Source organism: Salirhabdus euzebyi (assembly GCF_014207435.1).
GTDB lineage: Bacteria > Bacillota > Bacilli > Bacillales > Alkalibacillaceae > Salirhabdus > Salirhabdus euzebyi.
Genome location: NZ_JACHGH010000003.1, coordinates 116,524 through 134,704, shown reverse-complemented (window position 1 = coordinate 134,704; position 18,181 = coordinate 116,524). Strand labels below are relative to the sequence as shown.

Genomic DNA, 18,181 nt, shown 5'->3' with positions numbered 1-18,181 from the left:
ATTGAACAGAAAAACACCTTCATGATAAGAAGGTGTTTGTTGAAAACTCAATGGAAAGTCATCCTCTATAACTCAAGATCGATTTTTAAAACACTATCTTCAACCATCATGTAAAATGCATTTTCTTCGATATCTTCTTTCTTAATTTCTTGTCCGTCAAAACGATTTCCGTAAAATTTTGCTAGTTCTAACTGCCCATAAAAACCATTGTACTTATCAATTTCTTTCCCTTTTAAAATTTCATATAAAATCACTTGTTCGTAATCAGATAACGGTTTATTCCTATATTCTTCCACTTCTTTTGCACTTTTAAATAATTTACATTGAACCAATACAGGTTCAGGAGCTTTTTTAGCTAAAAAATACATATTTTCATTCGTTAAGCTGTCAATATTTTCTTCTTTTGTCGTCAAATTATATAGCTCAAATTTGATCTTATTAATGTCTTTTTGTAATAAATAAGTTTTTAATTTATCTCCTGAATATACTGTAGTCAATATTATCACCTCTCCGCCTTATTTTCCCCAAAATCCCTTTATAAACGCTGAATATTTTTATCATTTACCGTGAAAATAAAAGTGAACAAAACAAGGGCAGCCCCCTGTTTTGTTCACTGTAATATGGAATATTAAGAACGCTTTGTTTTCTTTCTAGAAGAATCAGCTTTTTTTCTTCCTGTTTCCCTTGTGGTTGTTCCTTGTCCTTCTGTTTCAGGAGAACCTAAACCAACTTTTGATGGATTTGCTTTTCTTTCTTTCACTCTCATCACCTCCAATATTATTGTTCCTTAAAATAATGTGGTTATGTTATTGGAATGATTCAAACATGATTATTGTAGGAGGATGATTAGACGATTTCGTAATTAGCGTAATACTCGTCTATTTCTTGGACATGGAACATATAGTGGTTTCAGAGGTGAGGATGGTGAAAGAGGCCACTGTAGATAAATGGAATATCTTTATTGTCATGTTTTTAATTAGTTTAATGATGAGAGTTCAAGTTCCTGTTTTCACACCGTATGCAACGATGCTTGGTGCTTCAAGCATGATTATTGGTGTGATTCTTAGTGTGACATCGTTTACGAATTTAACCGGAAACATCGTTGCTGGACCCATGGTTGATCGATTTGGGAAAAAACGATTTATCGTAATACCACTATTCGCATCTGCAGTTTTTTTTGTTGCCCATGGTTTTGCTGCTGATTCTAACGATTTACTCCTATTACATGGTTTAAATGGATTTGCATTAGCATTTCTCATACCTGCTGCGCTTGCCTTGCTTTCTGGTTATGCCAAGAATAGTCGGCAGCAAGGGAAAAACATGGCCATTTATGGAATCCTTTCTACAATATCTGCAATTTTTGCCCCATTAATTGGAGGACAACTGGTCGTTTTAGTCGGTTATGAGAATGCATACTTTCTAATAGGTGCAGCCATATTCGCGATTGCACTGTATACTTTAATTTTTCTTAATGATAGGCAACCTGTTGTGATTAAAAACGAAACAAAAAAATCAAAGAAAACGAATCAAACAATCATATCCCCCACTATACTCCTTGTTTACCTTATCGGATTTGCTGTTATGTATATCCATGGGGTTATCATTTTTGAAATTCCATACTTAACGGTTGAGCAAGGTCTCTCGACAGTAAGTACCGGACTGTTATTTAGTTATATGGGGCTAGGAACTCTCCTGTCACTATCCTTAATGTTTATCAACCGCTTCGATCCATTAAAAAGACTTTTATTCGGACTTTTTGGCATGTCACTAACTATATATGCTTTAATCTTATCTGTATTTACATTGCCAATTTTACTTTTAATCGTAGGGTTCTTCTTTGGTATTGTCATGCCTGCAATGGGTGCAGCTATAACAAATTATGCTGGGCAAGAAACATATGGTAGAGCATTCGGCTACATGTCTGCTGTATATTCTTTAGGTATGATTGCGAGCTCCTTTGTTACAGGTGCGATTCGAGATATTTTTTCTCCATACTTTGTTGCCTTTTTGGTAGGCATGTTCGTTACCGTTTTCGTAGGCTATAAAAAGTTACAATCTTCACAGCCTCCCCAACACAATACGAGGCTGATTTAAGATAAGAAAAACATAAAGGGCGTTCATAATTTCCATTTTGGAAAGATGAACGCCCTTTATGTTTCTCCTGATACATTTTGTCTTTTTTCGTTTTTGTTTTTCTTGTACGCATGTCTGCTAAGGCATAAATCCCACGACTTTCTTTAGGGTTTCGATATCCCTCTCTTACAAGCTTGTTACGCTGTTTTTGTGCTTGACTTCTTGCCATTTGCTAACACTCCTCTATAAATATTTACCTTTTATTTAAGGGCTATTTATATTTTATAAAAAACTGGCCTTTTTAACAAATGATATTTATTAAAAATATCCATACCTTTTGCTAGGAAAATGCTTTAAACTTAAGGATAAGAACGTATATAAGGAGTAAATGATAATGAATAAAACCATACAGTCATACCACTTATCAGAACGTTTTGAAGTTGCTTTTAACCAAATTCATGATTCTTTAAAGTCAATTGTAAACATTCATGATGATCGGTTTAAGAAACTGCTGGATGTAGGAGCAAGAAAGCATCATGTCATTCGAAAATATTATTCATCTCTTGAACAATATGCAAAGCTTCGAAACGCCCTTGTTCATGACAAAAAGGAATTAGGATTTTATATTGCAGAACCCCATCTTGATGTGGTGAAGGATATTGAAATGATTTCAGAAATTTTTTCACAGCCAAACTATGCACTTTCTATTGCAACTAGAGAAGTAGTTTATTTTCAAAGAGAAGATGCTATCGTCACGGTATTGGAAGCAATTAAAAAGTTTGGATACGCGCAATATCCGGTTTACCATGATAAAGAGTGTATGGGGCTACTTACAACGGAAGATATTGTAAAATGGATGGCGGAAAATGTTGTACATACAATTGTCGATTTAACAGACATCAAAATAGGAGATATTTTTTCTAGAGTAATAGACCATCCAATAGAGATTGCCCCAAAATCTATTGATATTTTTACTATAGAAAATATGTATGAAGAGAAACATAAACAACAAAAGGATCTAGAAGCAGTAATCATTACAGAGAATGGAAAACGCGATGAAAAACCTTTAGGTATGGTTACAGCCTGGGATTTAATTGAAATCGATTATATGTATAATGATTAAAAAGAGGATGTCCCTTGAGAGTGGGACATCCTCTTTAGTAGACGGCCTTATTATTTTCTCAAAAACATCTGTGTTGACGTATAACTATCTTGGACAAATCCTACGCCAATATGAGTATAGGTTCCATTTAATATATTTCTTCTATGTCCTTCACTGTTCATCCAACCATTAACTACTCCTTCTGCACTTCTATAACCCATTGCTATATTTTCAGCCGCTGCAGTATAGCCTACTCCAAAGTAAGTCAGCATTTCGAAAGGAGACCCATAGGTTGGACTTTGGTGGTCAAAATAGTTGTTAACAACCATATCTTTTGACTTATACCAAGCAACTTCGCTTAGTTTACTATCAATCTGTAACTCTGGTAATCCATGTTTTCCTCTTTCGATATTCGTGTATTTTACAACTTCTCTTTCAAATGAACTTATACCTGGATAATTCCACTTCTGTTTTGTTTCCTTTACTGGTTCTTCAGGTTCTTGCGTTGTTTCATTTTCTTGTTGTTTTTCTTCTTCTTGTTTTTTGGCTTCAGCTCTTTTTTGTTCTTCTTCTTTTCGCTTCGCTTCTTCCAAACGAAACCTTTCTTCCTCTTCCTTTTTGATTCTTTCTTGTTCTAATCGTTCCTGTTCTAGTCGCAAGCGTTCTTCTTCTTTTTCTTTTACAAATCGTATATCGCTATGAATATCTGCTGGCATATCCTTTACAATGACATTTTTTATACCGTGATCAGAAACTACCATTTTTTCTGAATCAGCTGCTTCTTTTATACTGTTGGCAATATAAGTGGCTCCATAGAAAAATAGAGCAATTAGTAATGGGACAACAAGTATAATCAACCATCTGTTTTTCATGATTTCCACCTCATTTTATCATTTATTTTGAATAAAATTGGGGTTGTTTTATAAGGGTCTATCCCATATGTTTGGACATCTTCTTTATGTGCTAATTTACTGGTATTAGTTGTATATCTGCTACATAATCTTGCGGGGTAAAGTTAAACTTAAAAATATATTCCCCTTTTTCTTTGACATGTACATTATATACATAATAAGCACTGTCTGAAATACTGACGAAGTCTAGAAAATGCAGTTCATATGGTTTTTCTTCTAACGTTAAATAAATATCTTCCTGTGGAACATCTAGCTCGTTTGCTAGATGTGGTAGCACTGCAGTTGTTTCAAAGCTGCTAATGATAGCAGCACGATTTTTAGAGGCATTAAAATCATATAGACTAATGGAAATAATTAGAAGCAATATAATTATATATGTAAACTTATCTAGTAAAGCTCCAACTAATTTAGTAGTATCTTTATTTCTAACATGAAAATCATTTGTTTTTCTTAAGAGGGGATCAACTTTAGTAAAGAGCTTCGATTCTACTATTTTCGAAAGTAATCTTACGTGAAGTTTTTCTTTCATCTTATTTATCCTCCAGTAAGTTTTGTATTCTAGTTTCTTCTAATGGCTTTGAAGCAGGATAAATATAAACAATTGTACCGTCTATATCTTCTTGAGTGATTTCTTTTGTGTAAAAGGTTGTAAAGCTACTATCGTCCTTTAAGGTAATATCTAATTGAATAAAAATATTAGTCTTATGTTCAAGTATAATATCTTTTAAATTTTCTTTAGATTCATGCACTGCATATAGTAGTGATTCATCTTCGGTGATGTATATGTCATGCTCCAACCAGTCTTCCTGTATCAGCTTTTCATGGTGTACATAGTATGAGGTAAGTTCTTTACTTTCCCTGTTTTCATAAGAAAAACTATAATGAGCTTTAACATATTTAACATTTCTAATAGAATAAATAAAAAGTTTGATAAAAGCACCTTTATGAATTTGTATCATAAATTTTGAATCAATTAAGGCTAATTCTGCAATCGCTAAACTTTCATCAAATGAATCCTTCTCTAACCTGTGTGTTCCATCCGACATGTTCATCCGAGATGGTATATTTACAAAGGCACTAATATCTTTTAACTTATTTAGAAGGTATGCAAATTGAAACAGTAAAAGTATTGCGAGAGTAACAACAATCCAAATAAAACCTAGTAAGATATTATTGGTAAATTCACTAGCGCTTAATAGCAAAAATACATACCAAGAAACCCCTACAATTACAATTGTTCTTATCCCAATTTTGATAGAAATTTTTATCGGCCGGTCAAGCTTAATAAATTTTACATATTGCTTCAATAGCCAATTAATTTCACCATGCTTTCTTTCGGCCTCAGCAGGATCAAAAAACTGATAGGATTCCCTTAATTTCCATAACACTTCCCTAGCCTTTTCAATGTTATATTGGGTATTCAACGTAACAAAGATGGCAATAAGTCCAACTAATGATAGCAAGCCCCCACTTACTCCAAATAAAATATCCATCACTAATTCTATCTGCATTTTGTCTCACACCTTTTATGTAATTACTCTAATAGTACAGTAATCGACTTTATTCGACTACATAATCTACCATTTTTATAGAAAAAGAATAGAAACCTTAATTATTGCTATTTGTCTTTGGTGATAAATCAAAAAAAGCGGATGTCGTCTAAGACTTCCGCTTTAAAAAATGTTAATCAAACCGCCTAAATTATTTTATTGCATTTAGTTTTTCCCAAAATGCCTCTAACTCTTGCAAATAGGTATAGTTAATATCAAAAATAAGCTCGTCCACTAGATTTTCATTTTTATGTATAAAAAGAGGTAATTTCTTTCGGTTTTGTGCCTTAAACCATGCTTGTTGATTATGGATAATGTTAAGCTTTGTTAATTCAATTACAGCTTGGCGTGGTTTTTCGGTAGATGTTCCTTTGGCATCTAAAAAGGCAAACATTACCCTAGTGGCAAGGTCCAATGCAATTTCAAAATAATGAATATAACCTGCTTTTTCAAGGTCACTTTCAAATACTCTTTCCCTATGTTGTTTTAATTCATGAAATGCTTTATCGTAATTTTCAAAAATCTGTCTCCAGCGAATTTCATCATCATTCATATGAATTCTCCTTTATTTTAGAAAATGGTTATAACGATAACCTTATGCTAATTATTAAAATAACATATTAACAGGTTCTCCGTATTTCAAGATTAAATCAAACATGACAGAGATATCAATATTTTAGAATTACAAAGTAGATGTAGATGCTTAGTTGGAAAGTTATTTAATAAAAATAGGCGGTTTTTATTAGTGGAAATCCACTTTTCAAGCTATAATACTCTACTAGAAGGGTGTGGAGAAAATGTCGTACAGCATGATTATCGGATTTTTCATTTTTATCCTCTTATATACTGTTCTTTTATTTTATGTAAGTTATAATGGCCTCGTATGGCTACGGAAAGCTTTTGATTTTAAATATAAGAAATCATACATTACGTTTATGATTATCATTCAAACGTTCTTTTTTATCGGTATGATTTATCAATCTAGTATTCTCATTTATCTTGGCGGGGCTTGGCTTATTATTTTTTGTTATAGCATTTTGCTTTTTCCATTTGCAAATATTATCGTTTTTGCGACTAAAAAGAAAGCGATTGTTCCACTTGGATGCGTATTAATTGGGTTGTATGTTTTATTATTAGCTATTGGTTCTTATAATGCTTGGAATCCTGTCGTGAAGAGCTTTGATATAGTGGTAGAAAAAGAGGCGGATAGGAAAGACTTGAAGATTCTAATGGCTCCTGACATTCATTTAAGTCCTACTGTTGGGCGTAGCCATTTACAAAAGTTAGTAGATATTTCTGTGAAAGAAAAGCCGGACATCATCTTGCTGCCTGGAGATTTAGTGAATGATGACATTACTTTTTATCTAAAGGAAAACATGGGTGAAGTAATGCAAAAACTACAAGCCCCACTAGGTACGTATGCAGTTCTTGGGAATCACGAATATTATGGTCATCAAGTTAAGGAAATTGTAGATACATTAGAAAAAGATGGTGTTCAATTTTTACTAGATGAAAGTGTACTAATAGAAGATTCTTTTTATTTAGTAGGAAGAAAAGATTACTCTGATGCTGACAGGAAATTAATAAATGAACTCGTCGAAGAAATCGATCATTCAAAACCAATTTTGGTCATGGATCATCAGCCATACGAATTAAATGATATGAGAAAAAGCGGCATAGATATGTCCTTCTCTGGTCATACACACCGAGGGCAAGTTTACCCAGGGGAATGGATTACAAACATGTTGTTTGAAGTTGATTATGGTCATGTGGAAAAAGAAGACCTTCATACGTTTGTTTCATCTGGGTTCGGTAATTGGGGTCCCCCATTTCGAATTGGTACAAGATCAGAAGTTTTTATTATTAATGTAAAGTTTCAGCATTAAGGTTTGTACGCTTGGGTTATGAACCCAAGCGTTTACTTTTATTGTATAAGTAATCCTTTGCCATAAGGTAAGCAGTTACTGTAAACAACTGTGTTTTCACTTGGCCTGTTTGGATTAAATCACCAAGTTTTTCAAAATCAAACATATGTACATTTATTTCTTCTGTATTATCTAGTTCTTGCTCAAATTTTTTTGAAGCATCTACAATAAGATAAGTAATGACTTTATTGTTCTGTGTTGCAGGATTAACCATAAATTCACCTAATTTTATTGGCTTTTTTAGACTGGTAAATCCAGTTTCTTCTTTTATTTCTCTTAATATTCCTTCCTCAAATGTCTCATTAGCTTCTATTTTGCCAGCAGGAATTTCTAAAAAAATACCCTCCCCGGCATAACGATATTGCTCCACGAGAATGATCTGATTATCTTTCGTAATGACGATGGCGTTGACCCAATCAGCGTATTCCTGTACATAGTAATCATCAATGACTATTCCATTTGGCAGTTCACATTGATCCATTCTTAACTTTCCATACGGGCTTTTATAAATATATGTTGACTTTAGTGTTTTCCACTTCTTCAATTTACTTCTGCCTTTTTATTTATTTTACCCTTTATCGGGTCACATAACTGAACATTAATTTGATCAGGGTCCCCCCAAGTACTGTATATTTCTAATGTCCATTTATTCCGAACCCTTATATATCCGGATTGCTCAATTGATTTATGTATCTTTTCGTATTCTATAAAGATATTTCTAGCTGGGCCACTATAATCATATACAGCATATTGTTGTTTCTCAACAGTTAGGGTGACCATATCAACAGGGACATCCGTGTATTCGGAAACTTCAAAGGCAACCCAATATCCATCGTCCTTTTCTGAAGTCTCTCCTGATTTAAAAACCCCTAGTTGTTTTACCGGATATATAATGTTTTTTATGTCATCTACCCTATTAGTTAAAGTCTGAACAGCTTTAGGAATTTCCTGTGCGTATTCATCTCCATCACAAATAACGCGATACCCGACTAATTTCTTTTCTTCTATTTTTTTAAACACCGGATTCAATATTCCTTCCCCCTTTTGCGGTTAAGTGTACTTATATTAGATTCTGCAAAAAAGTAGAAGTGTCCTGTTAAATTTCTTGAGAAAAGAAAAAGAACCCTAAATAGGGTGCTCCATCTTGTTAGTAAATAAGTTTAAAATTGAATAAGCCCACTACCAAATTGATTTTGTGCTTGAGCATTTTGTTCTTTTACTTGCTGTGAATCTGCTCCGGCGAATCCAGGTTGGAACATTGCTTGAGAACCTGAGAACTGACTAAAATTAGTTCCACCTTGAGAAGAAACATCCCCCCTACCAATGATATTTTGGATGAATAAAAAATCTGATGGGAACCTATATATATCCCATCAGATTAGATCATAATTGTAATATTGCATTTGCCTCTTTAATCTCAAACATAAGGTTTTGTTTTGTTGATAAATCAATTTCATACGGTTTCACATTTTGCTGTTCTTCGTCCTTAATAATACGAACTATTGGACGTCCTACAGCATTAAAGTCATATTTCGAGACAATACCCACTCTACCATCATTTAATTGCACAGTCGTACCAGCCGGATAAATCGCTATACATTTTTTGAACAATTGGACTTGCTCATTTTCAAATTGTGTACCGCAACCTGCATAAAGAAGTTCTAGGCCTTTATGTGGCAAAAAGGGCTTTCTGTATACACGAGCACTTGTAACCGCATCAAACACATCGACTACCGATAAAATTTTGACATAGTTATGTATTTCATTCCCTTTTAACCCTCTCGGATATCCTTTTCCATCAATTCTTTCATGATGCTGGTAAGCGCAATGAGCAACGGGAATGGGGATTTCATGGATTTTTTTAAGGAGTTCATATCCTAATGCAGAGTGTGTTTTTACATGTTCAAATTCTTCATTTGATAACTTACCAGGCTTATTTAAGATGTCACGAGAAACGAACAGTTTTCCGATGTCGTGTAACATGGCTCCTAATCCAATTTCCTCTATTTTCTTAATAGGCAGCCCGTTCTCAATTCCTAGTTGAGTTGCATATATAGCCACATTCAAGCAATGCGAATAAACATAGTTTTCATGTACCTTTGTAGCTGCTAACAAATTTAGTGCTGTTGGATTTTCCGTTAAACAACCTTGTATTTCCTTCACTATTTTTTGAAATGTTCTAATGGTTCTTTCTGATTTCATCAATCCTCTTATCGGTGATTGCTTAATCGAGGCAATCGTATTTAATCCTTCTGTAATTTCATTAACTGCTTTATTTCGTAACTCCGCTGGTATTGTATTAATAATTTCTATACCCTCACTGGCTTCATCCTCTACATAAATCGTATGTATTTGATACTTTTTCAAGCCATTGATCAATCTATCTGTTAATACTGTACCTGCTGCTAACAACACGGTTCCATTTTCATTGTAAATGGTTTTTCCTAATGTAATCCCCGATGGACAGCTGTCTACTGTAACTAAACGCAAAATGACGCCTCCCTATGCTACCATTCCAATTTATCTCTATTTATAGGATACATAACAACATTCGACAAAATGTTTTATTATCCTTCATCGAATTCATTGTTTTCTTTCATAAAATTTTTCCCATCACCAATAATAAGGTTGTGAGGTGGTTTTGCATGTTTAACCGGTGGTTAGTTGTGCTCGGATCCATTTGTATACAAATTTGTTTAGGTGCTGTTTATGGTTGGAGTTTATTCAATCAACCTTTACAAGATAAATTTGGTTGGGATAAAGAAGCTATTGTTATCACTTTTTCCATTACCATTGCCGTATTTGCTTTATTTACTATCATTGCTGGGAAAGTCCAAGATATGATTGGACCTAGATGGGTTGCGTCTGCTGGAGGAGTATTATTAGGAATAGGTCTTATATTATCCAGTTATGCTACCTCCTTGATGCAGCTGTATGTTTTTTATGGAGTTATCGGTGGAGCAGGGATTGGAATTGCCTATGTTTGCCCACTCGCTACTTGTATAAAATGGTTTCCAGAAAAACGAGGGTTTATTAGCGGGGTTGCTGTAGGGGGATTTGGTGCAGGTGGCCTGATCTTTAAACCTATTATCGTGTACTTAATTGAGCAGTTTGGTGTATCATCTGCCTTTTTCTATTTAGGAGTCATTTACCTCCTTTTAGTTGTGGGTGGAGCTCAATTTTTAATCAATCCCTCAATCAATTCAAAACATTTGGATAATGGAAGTGCTGATCCTTTCAAAAGACAATTAAGTCCAACAGAAATGCTTCGTACTAAGCAATTTTATTTCTTATGGGTCATGTTTTTATTTGGCTGTACCTCTGGCTTAATGGTCATTAGCTTTGCCGTTGATATTGGTATGCAATTAGTTCAACTTGACCTTCAAACTGCTGGTAACGCAGTTATGGTGATTGCCCTTTTTAATGCATCTGGTCGTATTTTGCTAGGTATGCTTTCCGATAGGATTGGTCGTCAAAACACATTAACCTTCATTTATGGTTTAACAGCAATAATGATGTTTTGTATGAGCACAATACCTATGACGTATTTACTGTTTTTGTTTTTCGTTTCGGTAGTCGGTTTTTGTTTCGGTGGCTTTCTTTCCATATTTCCTTCTGTGACAACAGATCTTTACGGTACACAAAATATTGGAGTTAACTATGGACTTATGTATCAAGCGTATGGTTTGGCAGCTTTTGTAGGGCCAATGATTGCAAATGCAACAACTTTTACGAGAGCTTTTCTCATATCTGCTGGGTTATGTGTAATCGCTCTGTTTATGTCTCGCTTGGTGACCCCACCTAAATCATGAAAAAACACAATTCCGAATAAGAATTGTGTTTATACAGTCTCATAATATGTACCCATAACTTTTTGTACATAATTTTGCGTCTCTTTAAATGGTGGTATTCCATTGTATTTATCCACATTGCCAGGTCCAGCATTATAGGCAGCTAGTGCTAATGTTGTATTCCCATCATACCGCTTTAGCATATCACGTAAATAACGAACCCCACCTTCAATATTTTGTACCGGATCAAATGCATTAGAAACGCCTAACGATTTGGCTGTGTCGGGCATTAGCTGCATTAATCCCATCGCTCCTGCACGACTTACCGCATGCGTATTGAAATTTGATTCATGGAAAATGACAGATTTCACTAAGTTCGGATCCACATTATATTTTTGTGATGCCGCGCTAATGATTTCGTCATAATCTTTTGAAGTATAACCATTATAAGTATTTAATTGGCTGTTATAGGCACGCTCAACGTAATTATACTTTGTCGGCATAAGAGCTTGTCCATTAACCATTTGTTGGATGGACAGCGGATTTATACCAAAATGAAAAAGGCTTGAAGATTGCATGGGCTGAAGCGGTAAATCATATGTATTTCCATCTCTCTTTCCGGCCCCATTTTCTAGCATTTGTTGTAATAGGGAAGAGAATAAGGCATTCGTATCATTACTCGAACTTGTTGGCTGTAACTCTTTTAGCGCTTGTTGTTGTATTAATGCATTTATCATTTGAACATTCATGTTGAACGCCCCTTTACACCATCATATAATCATAATATAGCATATTTTGACAATATATCCTATGGAATTAATACGTTATATAATATTCTTTTTTAAGTGCTCGAATAGAATATAATAGCTTCTCAGATTCGGAACAAATAGAGGTTAGGGCTGTGCCATTAACTAGTGGTGTTTTATCATACACTTTCCTCACATCTACTTTTAAACCACCCTCTATTTCATCGTCATATACTTTCACTTTATGAGGATTCCATAAAATAACATTCAATATTTTTTCTACCTCTTTTACATTTGATTCTTTTAATAATTGAAGAAGTTCATTGTTCGTTAGCGATTTAATAGATTCAAGTTGCACCTCCTTATTAGATGCAAAAATAGAAATAGCTTGGGCTAATAACGCATCTAATCCGAGTGTGATAGGGTTTAAGAAGCACGTGTGATCATAATAAATAGCATTCATAATGGCTTTACTAGTCTCTAAATCCGCTTCTACATACTGCTGATGAAAAGAAATATTTTGTAATAGCTTGGCTGGGTGGACCTTGCACTTTCCTAGCATATATGCATCCCTAACAAAACTATCTAAATGATCTGCACTTAGAAAATCTGTTTTATGAGATAAAGCGGAATCATTATCCAACAAGTGAATAATTCGCTCAGAGGTAAATCCATGTGACTGTAGTATTGTCGTTATTTCTTCTCCTCTTATGTATTCTTCGGTTATTGTGTGGTGGTTAAATCCTAATGTTTTTTCGACGGCATGGGAAAAAGGCAGATGCCCAATATCATGAAGAAGAGCGGCAATCCGAAGTTCATCTTCTCTTGGGAAATGAGTAGCAATAATAGCCCACACCCCTACCGTATGTTCAAATCTTGAATGCTTTGCTAACGTAATAAAAGAACCTGTTCCATAATGGGATAAAAATTTTAAACGTTTAACTGCTTTGCTCTGTAATAAGGCTAACTCCCAAGGATGAGCTTGAATGCTTGTTTGATAAAAGGGTTCATGAATAGTGGTATTTTCCTTGTCGAATACATAGATCATCATCTTATCTCCTTTAAATTTGAATAAAAAAAGCCAGCTTCATATCCTGTGAGAGATACGAAACCGGCTCATTATGAAATGAGGGTGGTACAAAGTCCACGGTTTATCAGTCCGTAATTAATTCCATATTTACTAAACATAGTTAAATTATACAAATGTTTCATCAATAGTCAATACTATTCTTTTTTATTCTATAACGGTAAAAAACAATCGCAAACATTACGTGTATGATTGGTAGTAATATCACAAAACCATAGGCTGGATAGCCACTGAAATACCATGCATTCGGGAAAATTAAAAGTCCACTAATTAGCATCCACACCCATGATTTTACAGCAAATGCGAATAGAAATGTAAGCACAGAACTAATCAAAAGAGGATAAAATAAATCTAATTGACCCAACAGAAATCCTAAAATAAATTCTATACGATCACCCCGTTTATTAGGTGTTATATTACTGTATATAGATATTTATGACATTAATATGTGAATAAATATTTATAAAACGCTGGTACTTCTCGAAGTATCGAGTACACATCACGTAATTCAACTATTTCAGCATGAGCACTCGATATTGATTCAAATCCTTGTTGCTTGAAGGCTAATTCTGTTCTCGTGATGTGAAAATATTGAGTAATTACCATCACGGAATCAAATCTATATTTGTCGGCTATTCTTCTTGCATTACTTGCTGTCCTATATGTATTGTAGCCATTATTATCCTCAATGATTGTTTCATGTGGGATTCCATTTTCAATTAAATAGTCTTTCATTACCTTTGCTTCATCAAAGCCTTCCTCACCAATACCACCACTGACAATAATATTTGAATAATATTCTTTATTATAAAAATCAACCGTTTTATCTAGTCTTGCCTTTAATCGAGCTGATGGTTCTCCGTTCTTTTCCACTTTGTTTCCGAGTACGACCGCCACATCAACGGGATTTAATTCATCTATAAAACCATCTGTCACAATCACAACACTATGAATCATCACGAAAGCAATCAAACAAAGTAAAACAATGAATAAAATCCTCTTCCCAGTAAAATGCTTTGCTTTATTCAATTTAAGTCCCCCTCCATCCCCTTTCAAGTGATCTTTCCACTAATTCATCCAATTTCTTTGTTACGTGTATAATTTTACCTTAACATGTATGATTCTCTTTTTGCTACTAATCGGCAAATGTGTCCGCTACTAAATTGCTAAATTGCCTTAAGTAGTAAAGATAGTGTTCCCCACCGTAGTTATACCTTTTGTTATACATTTTTGCCACAACGACATTGTATTTAGGAATCACTAAGAGTGTCGGTCCATTGATGCCTAGTATTTGATAGGAACCCTTTGGCAACACGATTACCAATTTCACTATGTGTTGCGGGAGTATGCTGAACATACCAAAACAAACCGTTCTGTGGTAGAGAATCATCTTGATAAATAGGACTATGGGCTTTTGTTGCAAGTTTAATGACGTCACGGGGAACGATTTGCTTGCCATATACGTTTCCTTCGTTCAAATGTAGATTTCCCCAATAAGCAAATTCTCGTGTAGAAACATGGAGGTTTGATTGCATTCCATCATTAGATGAACCTATAGCTGACTTGCCTGCTTCAGAAGGATCGTAAATAACGTGAACGAGATCCTCTTTCTCTTCTGTTTGCCAGGCTGTTTCCGTAAAAAGTAAAGGTTCAAATACCCTCTCTTTCAACAAATCCGTGTAAGGCTTTCCGTATAACGACTTCAAAAGCTTGGTCATCATCATAACATTGATACCCCTATAAGCCCAACTTTCTCCAGGTTCAAACTCTCGGTAAAGACTCCCATTCTCTTGTTCATGAAGTCCATGGGAATGAGTTACTAAATGTCGAATCGTTGTTTTACCTAGTAGTTCTTGGTCAACATCAAGAAAATAATCACTCGCATAATCGTCTAAGCTACCAATTTTCCCTTCATAAATAGCATAGGCAATCGCTAATCCTAAATAACTTTTCCGGGCAGAAGCGACATTGAACTGTGAGTGCTCCGTGATAGGTTTTGCATCTAAAGTATTTGAATGGAAGCCACTATAGTATTCTAGTACTACCTTATTATCCTTTAAAATACATAAGGAAGTAGCACTACTATTATTCTTATTTTTTATTTCTTCCACCCAACTGATTAAATTATCATATGTAGTCAACTTCATTCCCCTTCGTGTGTCGGTTCTTTTTTAAACATTATGATTCCGTTTATTTTATCATCTGTTGAAAAGTATACGAATCCATAAATAACAAATAGTAAAGATATCTGTTTTACATAAGGAGGTGACATCAGGTGGACGCAAAAAGAGCACAAGAAATTGCTTCCTCTCCTGGAATGGCGACTGTAACATATAACGGAGAGAATATTTACATTGAGCATGTAGATCAAAGTAACGGCCTAGCAACTATCCATCCATTAGACAATCCAAACAGTAAACAAAGTGTTTCCATTGAAAGTTTAGAGGAGCAATAAATAATGTATCCTCATTCTAGCATACGATAAAGACAAAAAAAGGAACAGACCTTCTTAAAACGAATGGGAGACTGTTCCTTTTTATCTTTATTTTTTCTTCGCAAGCTCATTACGATCATCGGTTATCGGTGGTTGTTCAAACCAACCATGTTTAATCAATAGATTCACTCCATCCTCTGCATATTTTCCCATTTCCATCATTAACCTTCCGTAGTGTGTAATTAAATCGCGACGTTGACAAACGGATAAGGCAGCACCATAATAGCCAACCGCTACTGCGACCAATGATTCGATATGGAAAAGCATTAGTTTATCGGAAAAAGGTGGAACGGTTGAATTGGTGATTTCGGTTGTCCAGTTTTTAGGTGAAGGTAAATATTCTTCGGCAAAGATGGAGCCGAATATCTCTGTATGTTTATTACAAATTTGTGCTCCTCGTTGAAAGTATTGACGTAACTCTTTTGTTTGAGTTACTTGGCTAAAGCCAATTTCTAATACTATTTTCACGATATTTTTTTGCATGTTGTAATAAATGTTTCCTATTTCGATTCCGTTCATTGGTCTTCTTTTCCCAAACCAACCTGTTAAATAATTCTGTTTTGTTACAAAATCCACATCATGTGGCGGGTTTATAAACGGAGGTCGAATAAATACACCTTTTTTTAACATCGTATCCATTACTTGATCAAATAACTTCATTGTATCTTTACTACATTGTACAAAGTATTTTCTCTGATCGTTCCGTATAGCGGTACCAGTTGATAAAGAGTATCCATTCATACCATGAAGGGCCATTACGTATAAGTATTGTAAATAAAAAATATCGGAAAAAAGTGCAGGAGCCTCAAGATTTACGTCTTCCTCAGTGAAACCGATAGGTATAGGATAGTTTTCCTGTTTAAAAAACTTCTCTAATTGGACAATATGGTTTTGAGAAAGACTTAATGCATAAACAATAATCGAATAAACATCTTTATCTTCAACATTTTTTAACGCATGTTTGAATACACAAATGGACATGCTGTCGTTCATATATTGAGTCCATAATGCGGATAGTTCAGGGCTTGTTAATCGAATGTTTTTCCGCATAATTCTTACCACTCCAACTTGTTTTCTGTCTACTGAAATTCTTCATTATCATTTGATGGAACAACAAAAAATATACCACTAGCGTCAGGTACCTTCTCATCACTAGTGGTAATTTATCGTTAAATGACGATATCCAATTGTTCATAAAAATAATGGAGGTGATCTTTTGACAATGCTTTTTTAACCAATTCTTGATCGTATCCATTTGTCTTTAATGTTTTCATAATCGATTGGATTCTGTCTTCTCTTTTGCGACGTAAGTTTGATTCTAGTTGTATTTCTAAAGGAATCGTCTTCACTTGGTATGGACCAACTTGTATGTTTCTGTATAAATCCCAGATGAATTTACCACCTTCCCATATTCCATCGCCATCTAATGAATCTGGAATACCGGCAGAGTTCGAAATGTGCACTACTTCGACTTCAACTCCATCCACAACCCATCTACCTTTCGTCCATGTAAATCCTGATTGGAAAGTTTGGGTGAAAGTTGGTTCCTCAATAGAAGAAAGCCAGTGTTCATCATATTTTTCCTCTCCTTTAACAGGCAGTGAGAAAGGTTCCAATACTTTAGCAAACTGTAGCACGCTCTCCTTATTTTTCACATATATATCGATGTCCCCTGGAACGATGGCACAACCTTGTAACGCAGAACCAACGGACCCAACTATAATCCAGTCTGTTTTCCTATTCGTGTTTGCATATAGTGCACATATTTTCTCTAAAGCTTGCTCCCAATTATTCATGTTCTGCCTCCTCTTCTCCATCTATTTTTTCAATATTACCGTAAAATTCTAGTTTATTTCCTTGCATAACAATCCCATCGCCATCCGAACAAGTATAAATGATTTTATTTTGTTGTTTTGCGTATTGTTTAAGCTTTGGCAATGTGAAAATCATACTCTCCCAATGAGGCATAAATTCAAACTCAGTAAGATGAAGGGCCTCTAAATTGGTCATAGAAACATTATTCTCATCTATATAGGTAGCTATTTCAATCGTCGGAGACATCATAATACTACCAGCACTAATCCCTAAAAGAGGTTTCCCTTCTTCGACCATCAGACGAATAGTATCCAAAAGATTTTTAGTTTGTAAGTTTTTTAAAAAATAAAACGTGTTACCTCCAGATAAAAAAATGCCGTCACAGGACTGTAATTTTGGAATAAGCGATTCATCATATTCTTCATCCACATCGAAGTATAAAATGTCCTTTACCCCTGTCATTTGAAAGTAGTTTTGTACATATGGAAAAAATTTTCGTTCCTTATCAGTTTGGGAAGGGATATAGCCAAGCTTAAAAGATTTTCCTTTGAAAATCTGTTTCAATCTTTTTTGTAATAAGGAATCCTCTTTAGGAAAATCACTTAGCAATACGAGCTGTTTCATGTTTTACCTCTTTTCATCATGTCCTTTTATAAGTACTTATGTATCTTTAGAAATAACCTTGTA

General features: G+C 34.6%; 21 protein-coding genes and 1 pseudogene. 5 read left to right on the top strand and 17 right to left on the bottom strand.

Annotated elements, in window-relative coordinates:
* Positions 1–65 precede the first annotated feature (65 nt).
* Both HNQ94_RS05865 and HNQ94_RS05860 read right to left on the bottom strand, forming a co-directional pair.
* Entirely contained in the window at positions 66–497 is a 432-nt protein-coding gene (locus HNQ94_RS05865; protein ID WP_174495311.1) for a hypothetical protein, read from the bottom strand.
* A 131-nt stretch (positions 498–628) separates the two neighbouring features.
* Positions 629–760, bottom strand: coding sequence for a YuzL family protein (locus HNQ94_RS05860; protein ID WP_376697729.1), 132 nt, complete (start codon positions 758–760; stop codon positions 629–631).
* 161 nt (positions 761–921) lie between these two features.
* Between HNQ94_RS05860 and HNQ94_RS05855 the strand changes: the two genes are divergently transcribed.
* Complete coding sequence (locus HNQ94_RS05855; RefSeq protein ID WP_221452508.1) at positions 922–2,094, top strand: MFS transporter; 1,173 nt, start codon at positions 922–924, stop codon at positions 2,092–2,094.
* Here HNQ94_RS05855 and brfA read toward each other — a convergent pair.
* A complete protein-coding gene (gene brfA / locus HNQ94_RS19880; RefSeq protein WP_246199940.1) occupies positions 2,024–2,302 on the bottom strand; it encodes a ribosome rescue factor BrfA in 279 nt (92 codons plus the stop codon). The two genes, HNQ94_RS05855 and brfA, sit on opposite strands and share 71 nt — an antisense overlap.
* Before the next feature lie 165 nt (positions 2,303–2,467).
* Between brfA and HNQ94_RS05850 the strand changes: the two genes are divergently transcribed.
* Complete coding sequence (locus tag HNQ94_RS05850; protein WP_174495309.1) at positions 2,468–3,196, top strand: CBS domain-containing protein; 729 nt, start codon at positions 2,468–2,470, stop codon at positions 3,194–3,196.
* 50 nt (positions 3,197–3,246) lie between these two features.
* Here HNQ94_RS05850 and HNQ94_RS05845 read toward each other — a convergent pair whose 3' ends face one another.
* The 4 genes from HNQ94_RS05845 to HNQ94_RS05830 form a co-directional block, all read right to left on the bottom strand.
* Positions 3,247–4,047, bottom strand: coding sequence for a CAP domain-containing protein (locus HNQ94_RS05845; protein WP_174495308.1), 801 nt, complete (start codon positions 4,045–4,047; stop codon positions 3,247–3,249).
* A gap of 91 nt (positions 4,048–4,138) precedes the next feature.
* Positions 4,139–4,615: a hypothetical protein gene (locus HNQ94_RS05840; RefSeq protein ID WP_174495307.1), complete on the bottom strand. Its 477-nt coding sequence runs from the start codon at positions 4,613–4,615 to the stop codon at positions 4,139–4,141.
* A gap of 1 nt (position 4,616) precedes the next feature.
* Positions 4,617–5,597, bottom strand: a complete 981-nt coding sequence (locus HNQ94_RS05835; protein ID WP_174495306.1) for a hypothetical protein — start codon at positions 5,595–5,597, stop codon at positions 4,617–4,619.
* A gap of 190 nt (positions 5,598–5,787) precedes the next feature.
* On the bottom strand, positions 5,788–6,189 hold the full coding sequence (locus tag HNQ94_RS05830) for a nucleotidyltransferase substrate binding protein (RefSeq protein ID WP_174495304.1): 402 nt from the start codon (positions 6,187–6,189) through the stop codon (positions 5,788–5,790).
* Positions 6,190–6,433: 244 nt separating this feature from the next.
* On the opposite strand from HNQ94_RS05830, the gene HNQ94_RS05825 reads away from it, so the two are divergent.
* Positions 6,434–7,522, top strand: coding sequence for a metallophosphoesterase (locus HNQ94_RS05825; RefSeq protein WP_174495303.1), 1,089 nt, complete (start codon positions 6,434–6,436; stop codon positions 7,520–7,522).
* Between the two features lie 16 nt (positions 7,523–7,538).
* Here HNQ94_RS05825 and HNQ94_RS05820 read toward each other — a convergent pair whose 3' ends face one another.
* The 3 genes from HNQ94_RS05820 to HNQ94_RS05810 all read right to left on the bottom strand — a co-directional run bounded on the left by HNQ94_RS05820 (position 7,539) and on the right by HNQ94_RS05810 (position 10,051).
* Positions 7,539–8,105, bottom strand: a complete 567-nt coding sequence (locus HNQ94_RS05820) for an NUDIX hydrolase (RefSeq protein ID WP_512700768.1) — start codon at positions 8,103–8,105, stop codon at positions 7,539–7,541.
* A complete protein-coding gene (locus tag HNQ94_RS05815; protein ID WP_246199948.1) occupies positions 8,102–8,581 on the bottom strand; it encodes a GyrI-like domain-containing protein in 480 nt (159 codons plus the stop codon). Before HNQ94_RS05815 ends, HNQ94_RS05820 begins: the two co-directional genes overlap by 4 nt.
* A 363-nt stretch (positions 8,582–8,944) precedes the next feature.
* On the bottom strand, positions 8,945–10,051 hold the full coding sequence (locus tag HNQ94_RS05810; protein WP_174495300.1) for an HD-GYP domain-containing protein: 1,107 nt from the start codon (positions 10,049–10,051) through the stop codon (positions 8,945–8,947).
* Between the two features lie 155 nt (positions 10,052–10,206).
* Between HNQ94_RS05810 and HNQ94_RS05805 the strand changes: the two genes are divergently transcribed.
* On the top strand, positions 10,207–11,373 hold the full coding sequence (locus tag HNQ94_RS05805) for an L-lactate MFS transporter (RefSeq protein WP_174495299.1): 1,167 nt from the start codon (positions 10,207–10,209) through the stop codon (positions 11,371–11,373).
* Between the two features lie 29 nt (positions 11,374–11,402).
* On the opposite strand, the gene HNQ94_RS05800 is transcribed toward HNQ94_RS05805, so the two are convergent.
* From HNQ94_RS05800 to HNQ94_RS05785, 4 genes and pseudogenes are all read right to left on the bottom strand, one after another.
* Positions 11,403–12,101 carry a lytic transglycosylase domain-containing protein gene (locus HNQ94_RS05800; RefSeq protein ID WP_174495298.1) on the bottom strand — a complete coding sequence of 233 codons (699 nt, stop codon included), beginning with the start codon at positions 12,099–12,101 and terminating at the stop codon, positions 11,403–11,405.
* Positions 12,102–12,168: 67 nt separating this feature from the next.
* Complete coding sequence (locus HNQ94_RS05795) at positions 12,169–13,146, bottom strand: HD domain-containing protein (RefSeq protein WP_174495297.1); 978 nt, start codon at positions 13,144–13,146, stop codon at positions 12,169–12,171.
* 480 nt (positions 13,147–13,626) lie between these two features.
* Complete coding sequence (locus HNQ94_RS05790) at positions 13,627–14,214, bottom strand: YdcF family protein (RefSeq protein ID WP_246199939.1); 588 nt, start codon at positions 14,212–14,214, stop codon at positions 13,627–13,629.
* A 106-nt stretch (positions 14,215–14,320) separates the two neighbouring features.
* Positions 14,321–15,326: pseudogene (locus HNQ94_RS05785) on the bottom strand (serine hydrolase domain-containing protein).
* A gap of 134 nt (positions 15,327–15,460) precedes the next feature.
* Here HNQ94_RS05785 and HNQ94_RS05780 point away from each other — a divergent pair.
* Complete coding sequence (locus tag HNQ94_RS05780) at positions 15,461–15,640, top strand: small acid-soluble spore protein H (protein ID WP_174495296.1); 180 nt, start codon at positions 15,461–15,463, stop codon at positions 15,638–15,640.
* An 87-nt stretch (positions 15,641–15,727) separates the two neighbouring features.
* On the opposite strand, the gene HNQ94_RS05775 is transcribed toward HNQ94_RS05780, so the two are convergent.
* From HNQ94_RS05775 to HNQ94_RS05765, 3 genes are all read right to left on the bottom strand, one after another.
* On the bottom strand, positions 15,728–16,729 hold the full coding sequence (locus tag HNQ94_RS05775) for a DUF3231 family protein (protein WP_174495295.1): 1,002 nt from the start codon (positions 16,727–16,729) through the stop codon (positions 15,728–15,730).
* A gap of 119 nt (positions 16,730–16,848) precedes the next feature.
* The gene (locus tag HNQ94_RS05770; RefSeq protein ID WP_174495294.1) at positions 16,849–17,475 is read right to left on the bottom strand and encodes a nucleotidyltransferase family protein; all 627 of its coding nucleotides are present in this window, start codon (positions 17,473–17,475) and stop codon (positions 16,849–16,851) included.
* Positions 17,468–18,118 (bottom strand): Type 1 glutamine amidotransferase-like domain-containing protein, encoded by a 651-nt coding sequence (locus HNQ94_RS05765; protein ID WP_174495293.1) that lies wholly within the window; start codon positions 18,116–18,118, stop codon positions 17,468–17,470. Before HNQ94_RS05765 ends, HNQ94_RS05770 begins: the two co-directional genes overlap by 8 nt.
* Positions 18,119–18,181 lie beyond the last annotated feature (63 nt).